The organism is Mesorhizobium kamtschaticum, assembly GCF_056174585.1.
The window spans coordinates 534,153-552,193 of sequence record NZ_CM149691.1 but is presented as its reverse complement, the minus strand read 5'-3'; the positions used below and the strand labels follow the sequence as shown (position 1 = coordinate 552,193).

13 protein-coding genes and 3 pseudogenes are annotated in these 18,041 nt (G+C 63.5%); 2 read left to right on the top strand and 14 right to left on the bottom strand.

What is annotated here, in order from left to right; translation table 11 throughout:
* The first annotated feature begins 233 nt into the window (after nucleotides 1–233).
* Nucleotides 234–1,256 carry a substrate-binding domain-containing protein gene (locus AC0V7N_RS02590; RefSeq protein WP_475454425.1) on the top strand — a complete coding sequence of 341 codons (1,023 nt, stop codon included), beginning with the start codon at nucleotides 234–236 and terminating at the stop codon, nucleotides 1,254–1,256.
* A 21-nt stretch (nucleotides 1,257–1,277) separates the two neighbouring features.
* Here the strand turns inward: AC0V7N_RS02590 and AC0V7N_RS02585 are convergent.
* The 14 genes and pseudogenes from AC0V7N_RS02585 to puuE form a co-directional block, all read right to left on the bottom strand.
* Nucleotides 1,278–2,725 (bottom strand): annotated as a pseudogene (locus AC0V7N_RS02585) (S8 family serine peptidase).
* A complete protein-coding gene (locus AC0V7N_RS02580) occupies nucleotides 2,715–3,383 on the bottom strand; it encodes an anti-sigma factor (protein WP_475454421.1) in 669 nt (222 codons plus the stop codon). Before AC0V7N_RS02580 ends, AC0V7N_RS02585 begins: the two are co-directional and overlap by 11 nt.
* Nucleotides 3,380–3,946, bottom strand: a complete 567-nt coding sequence (locus AC0V7N_RS02575) for a sigma-70 family RNA polymerase sigma factor (RefSeq protein ID WP_095201022.1) — start codon at nucleotides 3,944–3,946, stop codon at nucleotides 3,380–3,382. The genes AC0V7N_RS02580 and AC0V7N_RS02575 overlap by 4 nt, the downstream gene beginning before the upstream one ends.
* A 121-nt stretch (nucleotides 3,947–4,067) precedes the next feature.
* On the bottom strand, nucleotides 4,068–4,907 hold the full coding sequence (locus tag AC0V7N_RS02570) for an alkaline phosphatase family protein (protein WP_475454419.1): 840 nt from the start codon (nucleotides 4,905–4,907) through the stop codon (nucleotides 4,068–4,070).
* A gap of 83 nt (nucleotides 4,908–4,990) precedes the next feature.
* The gene (locus tag AC0V7N_RS02565; RefSeq protein WP_496627691.1) at nucleotides 4,991–6,580 is read right to left on the bottom strand and encodes an ABC transporter substrate-binding protein; all 1,590 of its coding nucleotides are present in this window, start codon (nucleotides 6,578–6,580) and stop codon (nucleotides 4,991–4,993) included.
* Between the two features lie 213 nt (nucleotides 6,581–6,793).
* Nucleotides 6,794–8,449, bottom strand: a complete 1,656-nt coding sequence (locus AC0V7N_RS02560) for an ABC transporter ATP-binding protein (RefSeq protein WP_475454417.1) — start codon at nucleotides 8,447–8,449, stop codon at nucleotides 6,794–6,796.
* Nucleotides 8,449–9,273 (bottom strand): ABC transporter permease, encoded by an 825-nt coding sequence (locus AC0V7N_RS02555; RefSeq protein ID WP_477218581.1) that lies wholly within the window; start codon nucleotides 9,271–9,273, stop codon nucleotides 8,449–8,451. The genes AC0V7N_RS02560 and AC0V7N_RS02555 overlap by 1 nt, the downstream gene beginning before the upstream one ends.
* Before the next feature lie 9 nt (nucleotides 9,274–9,282).
* Nucleotides 9,283–10,241 (bottom strand): annotated as a pseudogene (locus tag AC0V7N_RS02550) (ABC transporter permease).
* A gap of 16 nt (nucleotides 10,242–10,257) precedes the next feature.
* Nucleotides 10,258–11,843: pseudogene (locus tag AC0V7N_RS02545) on the bottom strand (ABC transporter substrate-binding protein).
* A 154-nt stretch (nucleotides 11,844–11,997) separates the two neighbouring features.
* Nucleotides 11,998–13,980 carry a CocE/NonD family hydrolase gene (locus tag AC0V7N_RS02540; protein ID WP_496627690.1) on the bottom strand — a complete coding sequence of 661 codons (1,983 nt, stop codon included), beginning with the start codon at nucleotides 13,978–13,980 and terminating at the stop codon, nucleotides 11,998–12,000.
* 96 nt (nucleotides 13,981–14,076) lie between these two features.
* Nucleotides 14,077–14,670 (bottom strand): nucleoside deaminase, encoded by a 594-nt coding sequence (locus AC0V7N_RS02535; protein ID WP_475454409.1) that lies wholly within the window; start codon nucleotides 14,668–14,670, stop codon nucleotides 14,077–14,079.
* Nucleotides 14,671–14,685: 15 nt separating this feature from the next.
* Nucleotides 14,686–15,177: an ureidoglycolate lyase gene (locus AC0V7N_RS02530; RefSeq protein ID WP_475454408.1), complete on the bottom strand. Its 492-nt coding sequence runs from the start codon at nucleotides 15,175–15,177 to the stop codon at nucleotides 14,686–14,688.
* A complete protein-coding gene (locus AC0V7N_RS02525; protein WP_475454406.1) occupies nucleotides 15,174–16,037 on the bottom strand; it encodes a bifunctional allantoicase/(S)-ureidoglycine aminohydrolase in 864 nt (287 codons plus the stop codon). Before AC0V7N_RS02525 ends, AC0V7N_RS02530 begins: the two co-directional genes overlap by 4 nt.
* A gap of 9 nt (nucleotides 16,038–16,046) precedes the next feature.
* Complete coding sequence (gene puuE / locus AC0V7N_RS02520; protein WP_475454404.1) at nucleotides 16,047–17,465, bottom strand: allantoinase PuuE; 1,419 nt, start codon at nucleotides 17,463–17,465, stop codon at nucleotides 16,047–16,049.
* A gap of 200 nt (nucleotides 17,466–17,665) precedes the next feature.
* Between puuE and uraH the strand changes: the two genes are divergently transcribed.
* Nucleotides 17,666–18,040: a hydroxyisourate hydrolase gene (uraH, locus tag AC0V7N_RS02515; RefSeq protein WP_475454402.1), complete on the top strand. Its 375-nt coding sequence runs from the start codon at nucleotides 17,666–17,668 to the stop codon at nucleotides 18,038–18,040.
* Nucleotide 18,041 lies beyond the last annotated feature (1 nt).

Genomic DNA, 18,041 nt, shown 5'->3' with positions numbered 1-18,041 from the left:
CCGATCACGCCATTGATTCACTCAAGAGTCAAGAGGGGGCAGTGGCTAATCGATTTAAGCTTGAGCATTTGTGGGCAAAAAAGTGCGCTGCAACATACTTTTATGGCGGTGCAGCAGTAATTTCTGTTTCAAACTCGCGCAAACCGCGCTTATGCTTGGTACTGGTATGACCACGCCCTTGTGGTGCTTGGGTCGATTCAATTTAAAAGCGCTTTGAGGGAATGGAGGCCTTTGTGAACCTCAAGCAGCTAGCGCATATGCTGGCGCTTTCGCAGACCACGGTAAGCCGGGCGTTGAACGGCTATCCGGAGGTCAACGAGGAAACGCGCCGGCGCGTCATGGACGCCGCCAAGCGCCATGGCTATCGCCCCAATCCGAGCGCGCGGCGGCTGGCGACCGGCAAATCCGGCATGATCGGTTATGTCCTGCCGACGGGTGCGGCCGTCGACATCGATCCACATTTCGTCGAGTTCCTGTCCGGCCTGGGCGACTATGCCCGCTCGCACGAGCTTGACCTCGTGCTGTCCCCGGCCGATGCCGACGACCAGGAGACGACCTACCGGCGCATCGTCGCCAACCGGCAGGTCGACGCCGTCTATATCTCTTCGCCGATGCCGCAGGACAGTCGGGTGGCGCTGGTCAGCACGCTCGGCATTCCCTTCCTCGTCCATGGCCGCAGCGAAGGCTTCGATTTCGACTATCCCTATCTCGACATCGACAATGAGGGCGCCTTCCATGAGGCGGCACGATTGCTGGTGCAGCTCGGCCACCGGCGGCTGGCGCTGATCAATGGCGACGACCGCGAGACCTTCGCCATCCATCGTGAGCGCGGCGTGCGCCGGGCACTCGCGGCAAGCGGGCTGACCCTGGGCGAACGCCATGTCTGCTCCGTGGCCATGACCGAAGAAAACGGCTATCGCGCCACCAGGCGTCTGCTGGAGGCTGGCGACGCGCCGACGGCGATCGCCTGCTCCAGCCTGATCATGGCGCTGGGCGTCGTGCGCGCCGTGCGCGACCTCGGCCTCACCATTCCCGGCGACGTCTCGCTGATCGCCCATGACGACGTCTTTCCCTGGCTGAAGCCGGAGAATTTTTCCGTGCCGCTGTCGACGACGCGCTCGTCGATCCGTCTCGCTGGCGCCCGCGTCGCCGAACGGCTGGCAGCGCGGATTTCCGGCCTGGAAGAGGGGGCGCGCGGCGAGGTCTGGCCGGTCGACCTGGTGGTCCGGGGATCGGTCGCCGGGGCGCCGGCCTGAAGCCGTGCTGATAGTGCGAGACTATTGCTTCGCCGTCTCCGCCGCCTTGAGGTCCAGCAGCCCATAGCCGAAATCATTGTCGCGCCCCTTGGGGCCGAGATCTTTTGCCGTTGCCGCCAAGGCCTTCTCGATGTCGTCGGCTGAGCGGCCGGGCGCAGCATGGATGAGATTGGCGATGGCGCCGCTGACGATCGCCGCCGCGAACGAGGTGCCGGTGACAACGTCCGAGCCGGCGCCGCTCGGCGCCACCATCTCGACGCCGGGCGCCGAGATGAAGACATAGGCGCCACGATTGGCCTGCGGCATCAGCTCGTCCTTGGCGTCGGTGGCGGTCACCGCGATGACGCCGTCGAAAGCGGCCGGATAGCCATAGGGCGCTTTCGGGCCGTTATTGCCTGCCGCGGCCACCAGCACCATGCCGAGCGCGCGGGCATTGCGGCAGGCGGCGCCGAGCAGGTCGTTCTTCGGCCCGACGAAGCTCATATTGATGATGCTGACATTCTGCTCCGCCGCCCAGTCGAGCGCCGACAGAATGACGTCCATGGTCGACTTGCCACCTTCGAAGGCGCGGGCGTGATAAATCTTGGCGCCCGGCGCCATTCCCTCCAGCGCGCCGACGCCGGCGATCAGCCCGTCGATCGACGTGCCATGGTCGCGCTTTTCGATCGGCACGTCTGGCATGGCGTCGAACTGCGCGGCGATGACGCCTGCCAGTGCCGGATTGCTGTCGTCGATGCCGGTATCGATGACGGCGACACGAACGTTTTCGCCGCTGGCCTGTTTGGCATCGAGCGCGATGCGATCGAAGGCATAATTGACGATGCCGGCCGCCTGCTGCAGCGAATAGATGTGGTTGGGCTCGCGCCGCTGCGTGCGGCCATCGGCGGCAAGCTGCGCCAGCACGACGCCGACGGGGCGACCGTCGGGAATGCCGAAGCGCACCAAAGTGGTGCCAAGCAGCCGGGACTGGCGCTGCGAGCGCACTTCGAGGCCGAAGGAGGCGGCGATCTGCTGCACGGCGCCGGCATCACCGTCGACCGTCACCAGCACCTCGTCGGGCACGAAATCGCCGGTCACGGCGCGCGGCGGCTGGACGGCAATAAGATCGGTCGGCGAGACGATCGGGCCGCCGGCCGGTGGGCCGGCCTGGTTGTTGCCCGGCGGCGTCGCCGGTTCCGGTCGCGGTGTCGGCACCGGTGCCGGGGGCGCGACCGGGTTGGGGAAGAGGTCGACGATCAGGGCAGGAAGAAGACGGCGCCGGCCTGGGCAGGCCCCGCACCTCCGGCATTGTCGCCGGCGCCGCTGCCGTCCTTGGGGCAGTTGGCGCCAGCGGCATTGGTGCCGTTGCGGCAGTCGATTTTCGTCTGGTCGCCATTGGCGGCGTTGCTCTGCGCCGACGCAGGCACGGCGGCGATTGTCATCGCCACTGCCAGGATCGCTGCAAATCGAAGGGCCGCCTCAGCCGCCATCAACCGGTTTCCTTCCCTCGATCACAGTCTCCGCGAAAGGCTGGGCGGCAATAAGGCCAAGCTGCTTGGTATAGTCGGCCGCGTTGGCGGCGGGGATGGCAAGCCGGAAGACGCCGTCGGCGGTTGGTCCGCCGATAACCTTCAGCCCGTTGCTGCCGAGGAACGCCGAAATATCCGACATCTTCGCATCCGGTTTGAACTTGACCAGCGCGAACGGCAGTTTCGCCAGATCGTCTTCCGCGCCGGCGATCTCGAAATCCTTGCCCTTGCCGCCGGGCTGCACCAGGGATTGCACCGCGATCAGCGCCAGCAGAACCGCCGCCGCAGCCCAGGCGACGCCGACCGGCACCGCCATGAAGCGGCCCCAGGCCTGCGCCAGCCAGGACGAGCCTGCCGGCTTGCGTGCAGGTCCGGCCTCGGCGTCGAGCGCCTTGGCGAAGCGGCTGAGCGCATCGGCAGGCGGGCGGATCGCTTCATTGGCGGCCGATGTGCCGGAGAATTCGGCTTCGGCCTCGCCAAGGGCTGCCATTGCCGCCGGATCGGTCGCCAGCCATTCCTCGATAGCTTCGAGGTCGGAACCTTCCAGCGAGCCGTTCAGATAGAACGGCAGCAGCGTTTCCATTTCGTCGCGGCGCGACATCTTTTCAGCGGCGCTCATGGCCACCCCCTGTCGTAACCGGCGGCCTTGAGGGCCTCACCGAGTTTCTTGCGGGCGTAGAACATCCGGGTCTTGACGGTCGCGACCGGGATGCCGAGCACCTCGCCGATCTCGGTCACCGATTGTCCGTGATAATAGGCAAGGTCGATCACCGTGCGATGCTCTTCGGGCAAGGCGTCAATGAAGCGGCGCAAGGCGGCGGCCTTGTCCTCTTTCATCGTGACGACCTCCGGCGTGTCGGCGCTGTCGGGCACCGCTGCGGCGGCCTCGTCGTCGATCCAGTCTTCCTTCTTCTTGCGCAGCAGCGACAACGCCTTGAACCGGGCGATGCCGAGCAGCCATGTCGAGACTTCGGAGCGTCCCTCGAACCCCGGCGCCTGTCGCCACAGTTCGAGGAAGACTTCGTTCGCGATATCGTCAGCCATCATTTCCGATCCCGTCTGGCGCGCCACGAAGCGGTAGACCCGCGCGTGGTGACGCATGAACAGGAGCCGAACGGCGGCACGGTCGCCCTTCGCGACCCGGTCGACAAGCGCGCGATCGGTCTCCGTCGCTGCCGTCATGGCCGGTCGAGCCGCCTGGCTCCTGTCTGCTCTGTCGCTGATCGGTCCAAAAAGGTTCATCCTCCGCCAAGGAATTTGCGGAGGCTAACTGAAGAAAGGGGCGGTTGCCAGAGCTGCCAGCTCAACTCAAAAAGGGCTTCGCCTTCATTGTCGCCGGAATGGCTACGCCCAGCCGGCTCAACACGGTCGGCGCCAGCTGCAACTGGTCGAGCAGCACCTCGCCCTCGGGGCCTTTGCCGGGCCCGAAATAATACAGCGCGAAATCCTGCATCTCGTCGTCGTGGCCGCCATGGTGGCCGCGGTCGGTCTGGCCGTGATCGGCGGTGACCATGACCTCGTAGCCGGCCGCGATCCAACCCGGCAGGAAGGCCGCCAGCATACCATCCATCGCATAGACGGCATGGTCCATCTCGTGGCAGTCGTGGCCGAAGCGATGGCCCATCGAATCCAGCGTGCAGGTGTGCAGGATGCCGTAGTCGATGCCATGGCGTTTCGTCAGCATGGTCAGCGTCGCGAACAGATCGACATCGCTCGGCGTCATCTGGTTGCGCAGATTGTAGCCAGTCATGGTGTGGAAGCGGCCATGCGTTATCGGCCCGCCGGGTTCGTCATATTCCATGTCCTCGACCAGATCGAACGGATAGGAGCGGAAGAATTCCGACCAGTAGGAGTGGGTGACGGCACCTGTCTTGCCGCCAGCCTTGCTGACTTCCGAGAAGATGTCGGGCTGCCCGACGCGGAACCGGTTCTCGTTGGAAAGAATGCCGTGCACCTGTGGCGACACGCCGGTGTGGATCGAGGCATAGCAGCAGGCCGAGGTCGACGGCAGCACCGAGCGCATCTTCCAGACCTGTGCTTCACCCGATTGCACCCAGCCCTCGAGATTGCCCATCAGCCGGCGCCAGTTCCGATAGGGGACGCCATCGAGGATGATGAGCAGCAGCTTGGAGCCGAGCGCCATGGGTAGCCTCCTGCAGTCGTTCGTTGAAACAAGTACGCCGCGTGTCGCAGGGACACGCGGCGCTTTTCAGTACCAGCCTGGCGTCAAGCGGTCAGCCAGCACGCGCCAAGCGCGTAGCCATCCATCATCTCACCGTTGGGGTTCTTGACCCAACCGGCAATCTTGTTGGTGGCGGCCGCGTCGATGAACTGGTTGAAGAACGGCACGATCAGGCCGCCTTCGTCGCGCATCAGCACCGCCATGTCGTGGTAGATCGCCTTGCGCTTGGCTTGGTCGAGTTCGGCGCGGGCGGTAAGCAGCATCTTGTCGAATTCCGGCCGCTTGAAGCGCGTGTCGTTCCAGTCGGCGGTCGAGACATAGCCGGTGGAGTACATCTGGTCCTGCGTCGGGCGGCCGCCCCAGTAGGAAAGGGAGAAAGGCTTCTTGTTCCAGACTTCCGACCAGTAGCCGTCGCCGGGCTCGCGCTTGATCTCGATCTTGATGCCGGCCTTGGCGCAGGACTGCTGGTAGAGCTGGGCTGCGTCGACAGCGCCGGGGAAAGCGACGTCGGAGGTGCGCAGCAGGATGGAGCCGCTGTGGCCCGACTTCTTGTAGGCAGCGGCCGCCTTTTCCGGATCGAATTTGCGCTGCTCGATGTCGGTTGAAAACAGCGGATAGGCTTCATTGATCGGGAAGTCGTTACCGACCGAACCATAGCCGCGCAGGATCTTTTCCAGCAGCTCGTCGCGGTCCATGGCGAGCTTCAGCGCCATGCGAAGGTCATTGTTGTCGAAGGGCGCTGTGTCGCAGAACATGTTGAACGGATAGTAGCCCCTGCCCGAGACGTTCTCGATGGTGACACCGGGGATGCGCTTGACCAGGTCGACAACCTTCGGCTCGACACGGTTGATCAGCTGCACCTGTCCGCCCTGAAGTGCCGCCAGCCGCGCCGTTGCGTCGTTGATGACGACGATCTCGACCTGGTCGGCATGGCCGAGCTTGTCGCCTTGCCAGTAATTGGCGAAGCGCTCGCCGCCATGGCGCACGCCGGGCTGGTTGACGGTGACCTTGTAGGGTCCGGCGCTGATGCCGGCATTCGGATTGTCCTTGCCGCCATTCGGCTGGATGACGAGGTGGTAGTCGGCCATCAGATAGGGGAAGTCGGCGTCTGCGTCGCCGAGCGTGACGACCACTTCCTTGCCGCTCGGCTTGATCGTCTTGATGTTCTTCAGCACGCCCAATGCACCCGACTTCGACTTCTCGTCGGCGTGGCGCTCGAGCGTCGCAGCGATATCCTCCGCGGTCACGGTCTTGCCATTGTGGAATTCGATGCCGTCGCGCACCTTGATGGTCCAGGTCTTGGCGTCGGCCGAGGCGCCGATCTCCTGCGCGATCAGGTTCTCGACGCCACCTTCCGGCGTCAGCCGGACGAGATATTCGCCCCACTGTTTGGCGAAGCTGTAAGTGACCTGGCTGAGGTTCAGCGCCGGGTCGAGGCTGTTGGTCGATTCACCGCCCTGCAGGCCGGCCTTGAGGATGCCGCCCTTGGCCGGCGTCTGTGCGAAGGCTTTCCCGGCCAGCGTCGTTGCCAGCGCCGCCGACACGCCCAGTGCCGCCGTACGGCCAAGGAAGTCACGACGCGATATCCGGCCCTGGCCGGCGAGATCAGCGAGATGGTCGAGTTCAGTCTTCATGTCCTACCCCTTGTTGAAAACAACGTCACGAGCAGCGCCCGTCCGGAAGGACGTGTGGCGCTCTAGTGTTGCATCTGAATGACGACAGTTGCCGCTGACCAACCGCTCGCTAGAGCAATTCCAGGAAAAGTGTGAAACGGTTTTCCGTCCGGGAATTGCTTCAAAAACAAAGAGTTGGAGTGGTTTGCCGTTTCCTCGAAACGGTGAACTGCCCTAGTTCCCCGCGCTGGCCATGCGCCGTCCCTTGATCGCCTTTTCCAGCCAGCCGATCTCCATCTCCGGGACCGATGACAGGAGAAGGTCGGTGTAGTCATCGAAGGGGGGCGTCAGCACCTTGCTTTTCGCGCCATAGCGCACCACCTCGCCGCGATACATCACCGCGATCGAATCGGCGATCGATTTCACCGTCGCCAGATCGTGGGTGATGAACAGATAGGCGACATTCTCCTCCTTCTGCAGCTCGAGCAGCAGCTTCAGGATGCCGTGCGCCACCAAGGGGTCAAGCGCCGAGGTCACCTCGTCACAAATGATCAGCTTGGGTTTTGCCGCGAGCGAGCGGGCGATGCACACGCGCTGCTTCTGGCCGCCTGAAAGCTCGGCCGGATAGCGGTCGGAAAAGCCCTTGCCCATCTCGATCTTGTCGAGCAGTTCGGCGACGCGTTTGTCGCGCTCCTTGCCGCGTATGCCGAAATAGAATTCGAGCGGCCGGCCGATGATGGTGCCGACGGTCTGGCGTGGGTTCATCGCCACGTCGGCCATCTGGTAGATCATCTGCAACTGCCGCAGATCTTCTTTCGGCCGGTCGGCAAGCTTGTTGGCCAGTGGACGGCCGTCAAAGGTGACTGTGCCTTCTTCCGGAGGCAGCAAACCGGTGATGGCACGCGCCAGCGTCGATTTGCCGGAGCCGGACTCGCCAACGACGGCCAGCGTCTGGCCCGGAAAAATGTCGACCGAGACGTTCTTCAGCACCTTGATGTGGCTGCGGCCATAGGCGGCGGTGACGTTCTTGACCGACAGGAACGGCGTCGTGCCGGGCTTTTGCTCGGCATGTTCGATCTCGTGCACCGATACAAGCGCGTTGGTGTACTCCTGGCGCGGTTCCTTGATGATCTGGCGCGTGCCACCCCATTCGACCAGCCGGCCGTGCCGCAGTACCATGATCTCATCGGAGACCTGGGCGACGACGGCGAGATCATGGGTGATATAGAGCGCCGCCACATGCGTGTCGCGGATGGCGTCCTTGATCGCCGCCAGCACGTCGATCTGCGTCGTCACGTCGAGTGCCGTCGTCGGTTCGTCGAAGACGATCAGGTCCGGCTCGGAGCACAGCGCCATCGCCGTCATCACGCGCTGCAACTGGCCGCCCGAAACCTGGTGCGGGAAGCGTTCGCCGATGGTTTCGGGGTTTGGCAGGCTGAGCTTCTTGAACAGCGCGACGGCGCGCTTCTCAGCCTCGGCCCGTGTCGCCGTGCCGTGCAGCAGCGTGGCTTCCACCACCTGATCCATCAGCCTGTGCGCCGGGTTGAAGGCGGCAGCTGCCGATTGCGCGACGTAGCAGACCTCGCGGCCGCGCAGCTTGCGGAAGCCTTCCTTGCCGCCCTTGAGGATGTCGCGGCCGTTTAGGATCACCTCACCGCCCGTGATGCGCACGCCGCCGCGGCCATACCCCATCGACGACAGGCCGATGGTCGACTTGCCGGCACCGGATTCGCCGATCAGGCCGAGCACCTTGCCCTTCTCGAGCGTCAGCGAGACGTCATGCACAAGCACGATGTTCTTCGGCGCCTCGCCGGGCGGGTAGACGGTCGCCTCGATGCGCAGATTGCGGATGTCGAGCAGCAGGCCAGGCTTTGCTTTGCTGTCGGCCATCACCCGCGTCCTCCCTTAAGGCTTGTCGTACGGTTGAGCACCCAGTCGGCAACCAGATTGACCGAAATCGCCAGCATGGCGATCGCCGCCGCCGGGATGAGTGCCGCGCCTATGCCGAAGACGATGCCATCCTTGTTTTCCTTGACCATGCCGCCCCAGTCGGCATCCGGCGGCTGCACGCCAAGGCCGAGGAAGGACAGTGTTGACAGGAACAGCACCGCATAGATGAAGCGCAGCCCGAGTTCCGAGACCAGCGGCGACAGCGCATTGGGCAGGATCTCGCGGAAGATGATCCAGGCGCTGCCTTCGCCGCGCAGCTTGGCGGCTTCAACGTAATCCATGACGTTGATGTCGACGGCGACCGCGCGCGACAGACGGTAGACGCGGGTCGAGTCGAGAATGCCCATCACCAGGATCAGCGTCACCAGGTTGGTCGGCAGCACGGAGAGCACGACCAGGCCCATGATCAGCGTCGGGATCGACATCAGGAGATCGACCAGGCGCGACAGGATCGTGTCGAACCAGCCGCCGAACACCGCCGCCGAGAACCCCAGTATGGCGCCGAGCGAGAACGACAGCGCGGTGGCCAGCACCGCGATGAACAAGGTGATGCGGGCGCCGTAGATCATCCGCGACAACAGATCACGGCCGAGATTGTCGGTGCCCAGCCAATGCGCCGCCGACATCGGCTCCCAGACATCGCCGACGATCTCGGCGTTGTCATGCGGTGAGATCCAGGGCGCGAAGATCGCCGCCAGCACGAACAATGCCGTCAGGATTATGCCGATCAGCGCGGGGATGGGGATGCGTTTGATATCGAGCATGCCCGCCCCCTATTTCGGATGTCGAAGACGCGGATTGGCGATGATCGCCGCTATGTCCGCGATGATGTTGAGACTGATGTAGACGGCTGCGAAGATCAGGCCGACGGCCTGCACCACCGGCACATCGCGCTTGGTCACGTGATCGACGAGATATTGCCCCATGCCGGGATAGACGAAGATCACCTCGACTACGACGACGCCGACGATCAGATAGGCGAGGTTGAGCATGACGACGTTGATGATCGGCGCGATCGCATTGGGGAAGGCGTGCTTGCGGATGACGTTGAACGCCGACAGGCCTTTCAATTCCGCCGTCTCGACATAGGCCGACTGCATGACATTGAGGATCGCCGCGCGCGTCATGCGCATCATGTGGGCGAGCACCACCAGCGTCAGCGCCGTCGCCGGCAGCGCGATCGCCTGCATCCGCTCACCGAACGGCATGCCGTCATAGACAGTCGAGATGCCGGGAAAGATCTGCCACTTCACGGCAAAGAAATAGACCAGCACATAGCCGATGAAGAACTCCGGGAAGGAGGTCGAGGCGAGCGCCAGTCCGGAGATCAGCTTGTCGACCCAGCCATTGCGGTAACGCACCGCGATCAGGCCGAGGATGATCGCCAACGGCACGGCCACGATCGCCGCCCAGAAGGCGAGGAACAGCGTGTTCCACAGCCGGCCCTTGATCGAGGTGGCGATGTCCTGGCCGCTCGACATGGCGGTGCCGAGGTCGCCGGTCAGCACGCCGCCGAGCCAGTGGAAATACCTGACATAGGCCGGGTCGTTCAGCCCGAGCTGCTCGCGCAGATTGGCGAGCGACTCCGGCGTCGCCGATTGTCCGAGAATGGCTTGCGCGACGTCGCCGGGCAGGATCTGGGTGCCGGCGAAGATCAGGACCGAAATGGCCAACAGAAGAGGATGCCCAGCGCAATGCGCTGGGCGATTAGTTTCAGGATGGGTGAGGACATCTCTGCAAAGCCGGACTCAGGCCTGCAGCCAGCACTTCGCCAGGGCGTAACCGTTCATCAGTTCCTGATGCGGATCATCCACCCAGCCGTCGACCTTCGCACCGGTCGCGTCAATGAACTGGTTGAACATCGGCAGGATCAGGCCGCCGTCGTCGCGCACCATGACAGCCATGTCGTGGTACATCTGCTTGCGCTTGGCGTCGTCGAGCTCGGCACGCGCCGCCAGCACCATCTTGTCGAAATCCGGGCGCTTGAAACGCGTGTCGTTCCAGTCGGCGGTCGACAGATAGGCGGTCGAGTACATCTGGTCCTGTGTCGAGCGGCCGCCCCAATAGGAAGCGCAGAAGGGCTGCTTGTTCCAGACCTCGTTCCAGTAACCGTCGCCGGGCTCGCGCTTGAGCTCGATCTTGATGCCGGCCTTCGCCGCGCTCTGCTGGAAGAGCTGCGAGGCGTCGACAGCGCCGGGGAAGGCGACGTCCGAGGTCCGCAGCAGCACGGTGCCGTCATGACCAGACTTCTTGTAGTGGAACTTGGCCTTGTCCGGATCGTACTTGCGCTGCTCGATCTCGGTGAACAGCGGATAGGCCGAGTTGATCGGGAAGTCGTTGCCGAGCGAGCCATAGCCGCGCAGCACCTTGGTCAGCATCTCTTCGCGGTCGATGGCGAGCTTCAGCGCCATGCGCAGATCGTTGTTGTCGAACGGCGCCGTGTTGCAATGCATGATGAACACGTAGTGGCCCGGACCGGCGTGATTGCGGATGGTCACGCCCGGCACGCGCTTGATCAGGTCGACGATCTTCGGCTCGACGCGGTTGATCATGTTGACCTGGCCGCCCTGCAGGGCCGCCGTGCGCGCCGTGGCGTCGTTGATGACGATGACTTCGATCTGGTCGGCATGACCCATCTTGTCGCCCTGCCAGTAGTTGGCGAAACGCTCGCCGCCATGGCGCACGCCGGGCTCGTTGGTCTTGACCACATACGGGCCGGCCGAGATGCCGGCATCGGGCTTGTCCTTGCCGCCGTTCGGCTGGACGATCAGGTGATAGTCGCTGAGCAGGTAGGGAAGGTCGGCGTTGGCCTCCTTCAGCGTCAGCACCACTTCCTTGCCGTTGGCCTTGATGGTCTCGATGCCCTTCATGTAGCCGAGCGCGCCGGATTTCGACTTCTCGTCGGAATGGCGCTCGAGCGTGGCGGCGACGTCCTCGGCGGTCACGGTCTTGCCGTTGTGGAATTCGACGCCGTCGCGGATTTTCAGCGTCCAGGTCTTGGCGTCCTTGGACGAGCCGATCTCCTCGGCGATGCGGTTCTCGAGCTTGCCGTCCGGCGACAGCTCGACGATCATTTCGCCCCAGCACTTGCCGAAGGCGAACGGCACCTGCGTCATCATCAGCGCCGGATCGAGGCTGTTGGTGGATTCGCCGCCGACCAGGCCGGCCTTGATGGTGCCGCCCTTGACCGGACCCGCCGCGCGGGCCGCACTTGAAAGCAGCGAGTTGGCGAAGGGTGCCGCGGTGCCGAGCGCAGCCGCCCGGCCGAGAAGTCACGACGGCTCAGCTTGCCCGCTGCAACACGTCGGCTAAGGAATTCGAGTTCATCAGACATTTTGAGTTCCTCACTCTGTTGGTTCGACTCTGCGGTCGATTTTCTCTGTTAATTCTCCCTGAATAATGAGGGTAAGCTAATGCCGTAAGCAAGACCGAATGCGACATGCCGTGGCGTAAATCGTACGTCGCATTTGGACCAACGGCTTCATCGCTCAGACCAGCGCGCGTGGAATCTTTTCCTCGAAATTGCGCTCGAAGACGATTCTTTCACCCTCATAGGCCTCGATTCTGGCGCTGACGATGAAGTTTTGCGCGTCCGATCGCATCTCCGCCCATGTCTCGGTGCGCACCGACCATCCATTTCGCGACAGTGTCTGCGTCCAGTGTGTTTTTCCCGAAGCCGACAATGCATTGTCAGGATGGATCGTCCAGGTCTCGCGGGCGATGCTGCCATTGACGAGGCCGTGGTCGAGATCGCGCACCGCGCCGAAATCGTCCGCTATGGAAAGCGTGACGAATCCCGTCTTTTCATCGCGATCGACATGGCGTTCGGAATTGGTGGGCCGAACCGTCTCGGTGGCCCAGGGCGTGGCGCCTTCCGGCTCGGCGAACGTCGTTTCGTTGCCTGTCGCCAGCGGGCGAAGCGGCAAAGCCAGTGCCGCTGTCGACAAGGTGAGTTGCACCGGCTCCGGCGAGGGCCAGATCATAGGCCAATAGGCGTTCGACACGGCGATGCGCAGGCGGTGGCCTGCCGGCGCGCGGTAGGCGCATTGATCGAGCACGACGCGCGCCGACACGGTTTCGCCCGGCACCAGGGCTTGCGGGAATTCATGCGAGTCGCGGTGCGTCAGGTTGAGCACGCCATAGGAGATGAGCTCCGAAGCGCCATCGGGATGCACGTCGCACAGCCGCACCGCGATGTTGGCCTGCGGGCGGTCGGAGGAGAGCGTGACGTGAACTTCGGGTGCACCGACAATGTCGATCGCCTCGCTGAGTTCCTGGTCGAAACACACCGACAGCGCATCGTCGGGACGCTGGTCGCCGGGCAGTTCCGAGCCAAAGGTGAACGGAAAATATTCGCCGCCGGCGAGGCCGCAGGTCTGCGGCGAGGCGACGATGGCCGGTTTGCTCCCCTTGGGGAGCAGATCGATCGTCTGGACCTTGATGGCGGGCGACGGCCATTGTTGCTCGGCCACCCAACGGCCCGGCCGCTCCGGATGCCAACGGGCCGGGCGCACACTGTCCATCACATAGGCGCGGTAGGCGGGATCGTCCTCGACGCCGGTCTCCGTGCCCTTCAGCCAATGGTCCCACCAGCGCAGCGCCTCCTGCAGGAAGCCGATGGCTGGCCGGGGCCCGGCATAATGCGGATACTTATGGATCCATGGGCCGACGATGCCCTTCACCGGCGCCTCGATGTTGGTGACGAGGTGCGAGATCGTGTTGCGGTAGCCGTCATGCCAGCCGCCGATCGACAGCACGGCGGCTTTGACAGCGGAAAAATCCTCGCAGATCGAGCCGCGTTTCCAGTAGGCATCACGGTGCTGGTGGCTGAGCCAGAGCGGCAAAAGGAAGGACTGGTTCTCCAGCCGCGTCAGCCACAGGTCGCGCCAGCGGTTGTCGCCGGCGATCAGCGGATCCGGCGGCCGCGACGAATAGGACAGCATCGTCGAGGCCCAGCCGAAATTCTCGATCAGCAGGCAGCCGCCTTTGTAGTGGATGTCGTCGGCATAGCGGTCGACGGTCGAGCACAGGCTGATCACCGCCTTCAGCGCCGGCAGCTCTCTGGCCGCCACCTGCAGGCAATTGAAGCCGCCCCAGGAGATGCCCATCATGCCGACATTGCCGTTGCACCAGGGCTGGCTTGCCGCCCAGGCGATGACATCACAGGCGTCCTGCAATTCCTGCTCGGAATATTCGTCGTCCATCAGCCCTTCGGAATCGCCATTGCCGCGGATGTCGACGCGGATCGAGGCGTAGCCGTGCCCGGCGAAATAGGGATGCGTCAGCTGGTCGCGAAAAATGGTGCCGTCGCGCTTGCGGTAGGGCAGGTGCTCGAGGATGACAGGCACCGGATCGTCGCCGGCATCCTCCGGCATCCACACCCGCGCCGACAGCCGGCAGCCATCCGGCATGACGATGCCCATATCAGGAAATTCGACGACCTTGCGGGGAAATTCGGTGATGGTTTTCATGGCAGGCATAACGCCCCGCAGCGCGGCAATTTTCAATCGCCATTCGCGACTGGAGCAGCGAATTATGCGACCTGTGCCGCTAGCTGCTCCACGCCCTCAATTCAGCGGAATGTCGTTTTCGGCCTTGCTTGCCTGGTAGGCGCCGGACAGCTCGTCGTAGCGGGCCGAGATATCGCCGATACGCGATTCCAGCCGTTGGCGCTCGGCCTCGGGCAGCGCCCGCACCAGCCTGCGGATGGAAAAGCTCTTCCAATAGGCATTCTCGGCATTGTAGCCGCCGGGATCGAGGGTGAAGACCTCTTTCAGGATTTTCAGGTCATGCGGGATGGCGAAACTGTCGCGCGAATCCTCGTGGCTGAACAGATAGTAGAAATTGTCGAAGCCGGTCCAGGTAATCGCCGACAGACAGAGCGAGCACGGCTCATGCGTGGCAATGAAGATGGCGTCTTTCGTATCGACGCGTTCGGCCCTGGGCATTTCGTAGAAACGCTTCAGGCAGTGCACTTCACCGTGCCAGAGCGGGTTCTCGATCTCGTTGTTGGTTTCGGCCAGCACCAGCGAGCGATCATCCTTGCGCAGGATTGCGGCGCCGAACAGCTTGTTGCCGTGGGCGACGCCATCCGCCGTCTTCGGCACGATGTTGTGCTCGATGACGTCGAGCAGGCGGTCGATCAGAGAAATGTCAGTCATTGGAAAGGGAATCCTTCAGGGAAGGTGGATCTCGTAGGCGTGCGAGAAGTGGAATTCTTCGAGATTGGAGCCGTCGCCGCCACGGTCGACGATCAGGAAATCCTGAGCCTCGCCGAGCGGCGTCAGCACGCCATGCCAGAGATTGCGGGAATAATTGATACCTTGTCCGGGCGCGGTGATGAAGGCGTGCGGCTCGCCCGGCCCCTCTTTGCCGTCATGACAGACGACGACCAGGAATGGGCGCGGCGACAGCGGGATGAAGGCCTGGCTGCCGAACGGGTGACGCTCGACCATGGTCAGTTTCAGCGGCAGTTCGTAAGGCGTACCGCGCACCATCGAGATCAGCACACGGGCGTTCGGCCCTGCGGCCTCGGCGGTGGCGAGATCGTGGTAGCGTTCGGCGCGCCCGCCATTGATCGGGTAATGGTTGTCGCCGCCCATGTCGATCACATCGCCGAATGCGGCAAAGCTCTCGCGGGTCAGCGGCCGCGCGACGATTCGGGTCACGGCGCCCGCCTTGCAATGCCGGCACCGCCAAGCTTGGCGTGGCGGTTGACGTCCTTGTACAGCAGATAGCGGAATTTGCCCGGGCCGCCGGCATAGCAGGCCTGCGGGCAGAAGGCGCGCAGCCACATATAGTCGCCGGCCTCGACCTCGACCCAGTCCTGGTTGAGGCGATAGACCCCCTTGCCTTCCAGCACATAGAGCCCGTGCTCCATGACATGCGTCTCGGCGAACGGAATGACGGCACCTGGCTCGAGCGTGACGATGGTCATGTGCATGTCGTGGCGCAAATCGGCCGGATCAACGAACCGCGTCGTTGCCCAGCGGCCCTCGGTGCCGGGCATCGGTGTCGGCGCGATCTCCTGCTCGTTGGTGAAGAAGGCTTCCGGCGTGTCGAGACCATCGACCGCCTCGTAAGCCTTGCGAATCCAATGGAAACGAACAGCAGCCTTTGCTTCGTTGCGAACGGTCCAGCCACTCGCCGGCGGCAGGAAGGCAAAGCCGCCTGGTCTCAAGACGTGTTTCTTGCCGTCCAGCAGAACCGTCAGTTCGCCTTCGACCACGAACAGGGCACCCTCGGCGCCGGCATCGGGCTCCGGCCGCTCGCTGCCGCCGCCCGGCGCGACCTCGACGATGTATTGCGAAAACGTCTCGGCGAAGCCGGACAGCGGCCGCGACAGGATCCAGACGCGGGTCTTGTCCCAGAACGGCAAGGCGCTGGTGACGATGTCTTGCATCACGCCCCTGGGGATGACGGCATAGGCATCGGTGAAGACGGCGCGGCCGGTCAAAAGCTCGCTCTGGCCGGAATGGCCGCCATGCGGCGCATAATAGGTTCGCTCGGGCATCCTGATCGTATCCATGGGTTCAACCTATTGCGGTAGCATGTCTTTGAGGCGGAGCAGCGCGATGCGCTCGACCTGTTTGCAGGCGGTCTCGAATTCGACGCCACGGCCGTTGCCGATGCGCGCCTCGAATTCGGCGAGGATTTCCTCCTTTGTCTTGCCCTTCACCGCGATGATGAAGGGGAAGCCGAAGGTGGTGACGTAGGCGGCGTTGAGCTTGGAGAAGAGTTCGCGTTCCTTGTCGGTCAGCGCGTCGAGACCGGCGGAGGCTTGTTCCCTGGTCGATTCCGCCGTCAGCCGCCTGGCCTTGGCCAGCTTGCCGGCAAGGTCGGGATGGGCGTTGAGCACGCCGAGCCGTTCGGTCTCGCTGGCGGCACGGAAGATGCGGCAGAGCGCATTGTGCAGGCCGCCTGCCGTATCGTGTGCCGGACCGAGTTCCAGCTCGTAGGCCCGCTCGGCAATCCAGGGCGAATGCTCGAACACGCCGCCAAAGGTGTGGACGAAGGTCTCGAATTCCATTTTCGACGGGCGCAGCGCCGCCGGCTTGTAGGGATGGTTCTCTTGCCAGTGCCTGGCGATGTCGATGCGCCGTGCCAGCCAGACCTTGTCGTGCGATCTGACATAGTCGACGAAGCGCTTCAGCGCCGCCACCCGGCCTGGCCGCCCGACGAGCCGGCAATGCAGGCCGATATTCATCATGCGCGGCCGCCCGGCCTGGCCCTCGGCATAGAGCGTGTCGAAGCTGTCCTTCAGATAGGCGAAGAACTGGTCGCCCGAATTGAAGCCCTGCGGCGTGGCGAAGCGCATGTCGTTGGCGTCGAGCGTATAAGGGATGACGAGCTGTGTGCCGCCGCTGTGCTCGAACCAGTAGGGCAGTTCGTCGTCATAGGTGTCGGAGACGTAGTCGAAGCCGCCCTCTTCGGCGACCAGACGCACCGTGTTGACCGAGGTGCGGCCCGTATACCAGCCGGTTGGGCGCTGGCCGGTCACCTCGTAATGCAGCTTGATCGCTGCTTCGAGGTCACGGCGCTCGTCCTCGGCGCTGTGGTCCCGGTAGTCGATCCACCGCAGCCCGTGCGAGGCGATTTCCCAGCCGGCATCCTGCATGGCCGTGACCTGGTCGGGGGAGCGGGCGAGTGCTGACGCGACGCCGTAGCACGTGATCGGCACCTCGGCCTCGGTGAACAGGCGCAGCAGCCGCCAGAAGCCGGCCCGCGCGCCATATTCGTAGATCGATTCCATATTCCAGTGGCGCTGGCCCACCCAGGGTGCCGCGCCGACGATCTCGGACAGGAAAGCTTCTGAAGCCTTGTCGCCGTGAAGGACGCAATTCTCGCCGCCCTCCTCGTAATTGACGACGAACTGGACGGCGACATGCGCACCACCAGGCCATTTCGGGTCCGGCGGGTTGGCTCCATAGCCGCGCATGTCTCTGATGTAACGCATTGTCCCTCCGGCCGGGCATCGCCCGAACTATGATCAGGATATCGAAAGGGTGCTTCTCGCATTCCCCGAAAATTTTTGAAAGTGTTTTTGTCGCACTCCGCTCGACCGGGACTTATGCATCGCCTTTAATTGGCGCACAATTCATCACTAGTGTTCGATTGTACCAGCCAGTTCGTTCATACTGGAAAGGGAGGCGGCCAATGGCAGAAACGTCGAAAGCCGATGGCGGGCGCCTGACGACCCACGTCCTCGATACCGCAACCGGCAAGCCGGCGGCAGGATTGTCGATCGAGCTTTATCACCTCGATGGCGACGCGCGGACACGTCTGAAGACCGTTGTCACCAATGCCGACGGCCGTTGCGACGCGCCGCTGCTCGCCGGAGCGGAATTCCGCACCGGAGAATACGAACTGGTGTTCGCGGCCGGCGATTATCTGCGCGGCCAGGGCACAAAACTGCCCGAACCGGCTTTCCTTGACAGCGTGCCGATCCGTTTCGGTATGGCCGACGCCGTGCACTATCATGTACCATTGCTGATCTCGCCCTACGGCTATTCAACCTATAGGGGGAGCTGAG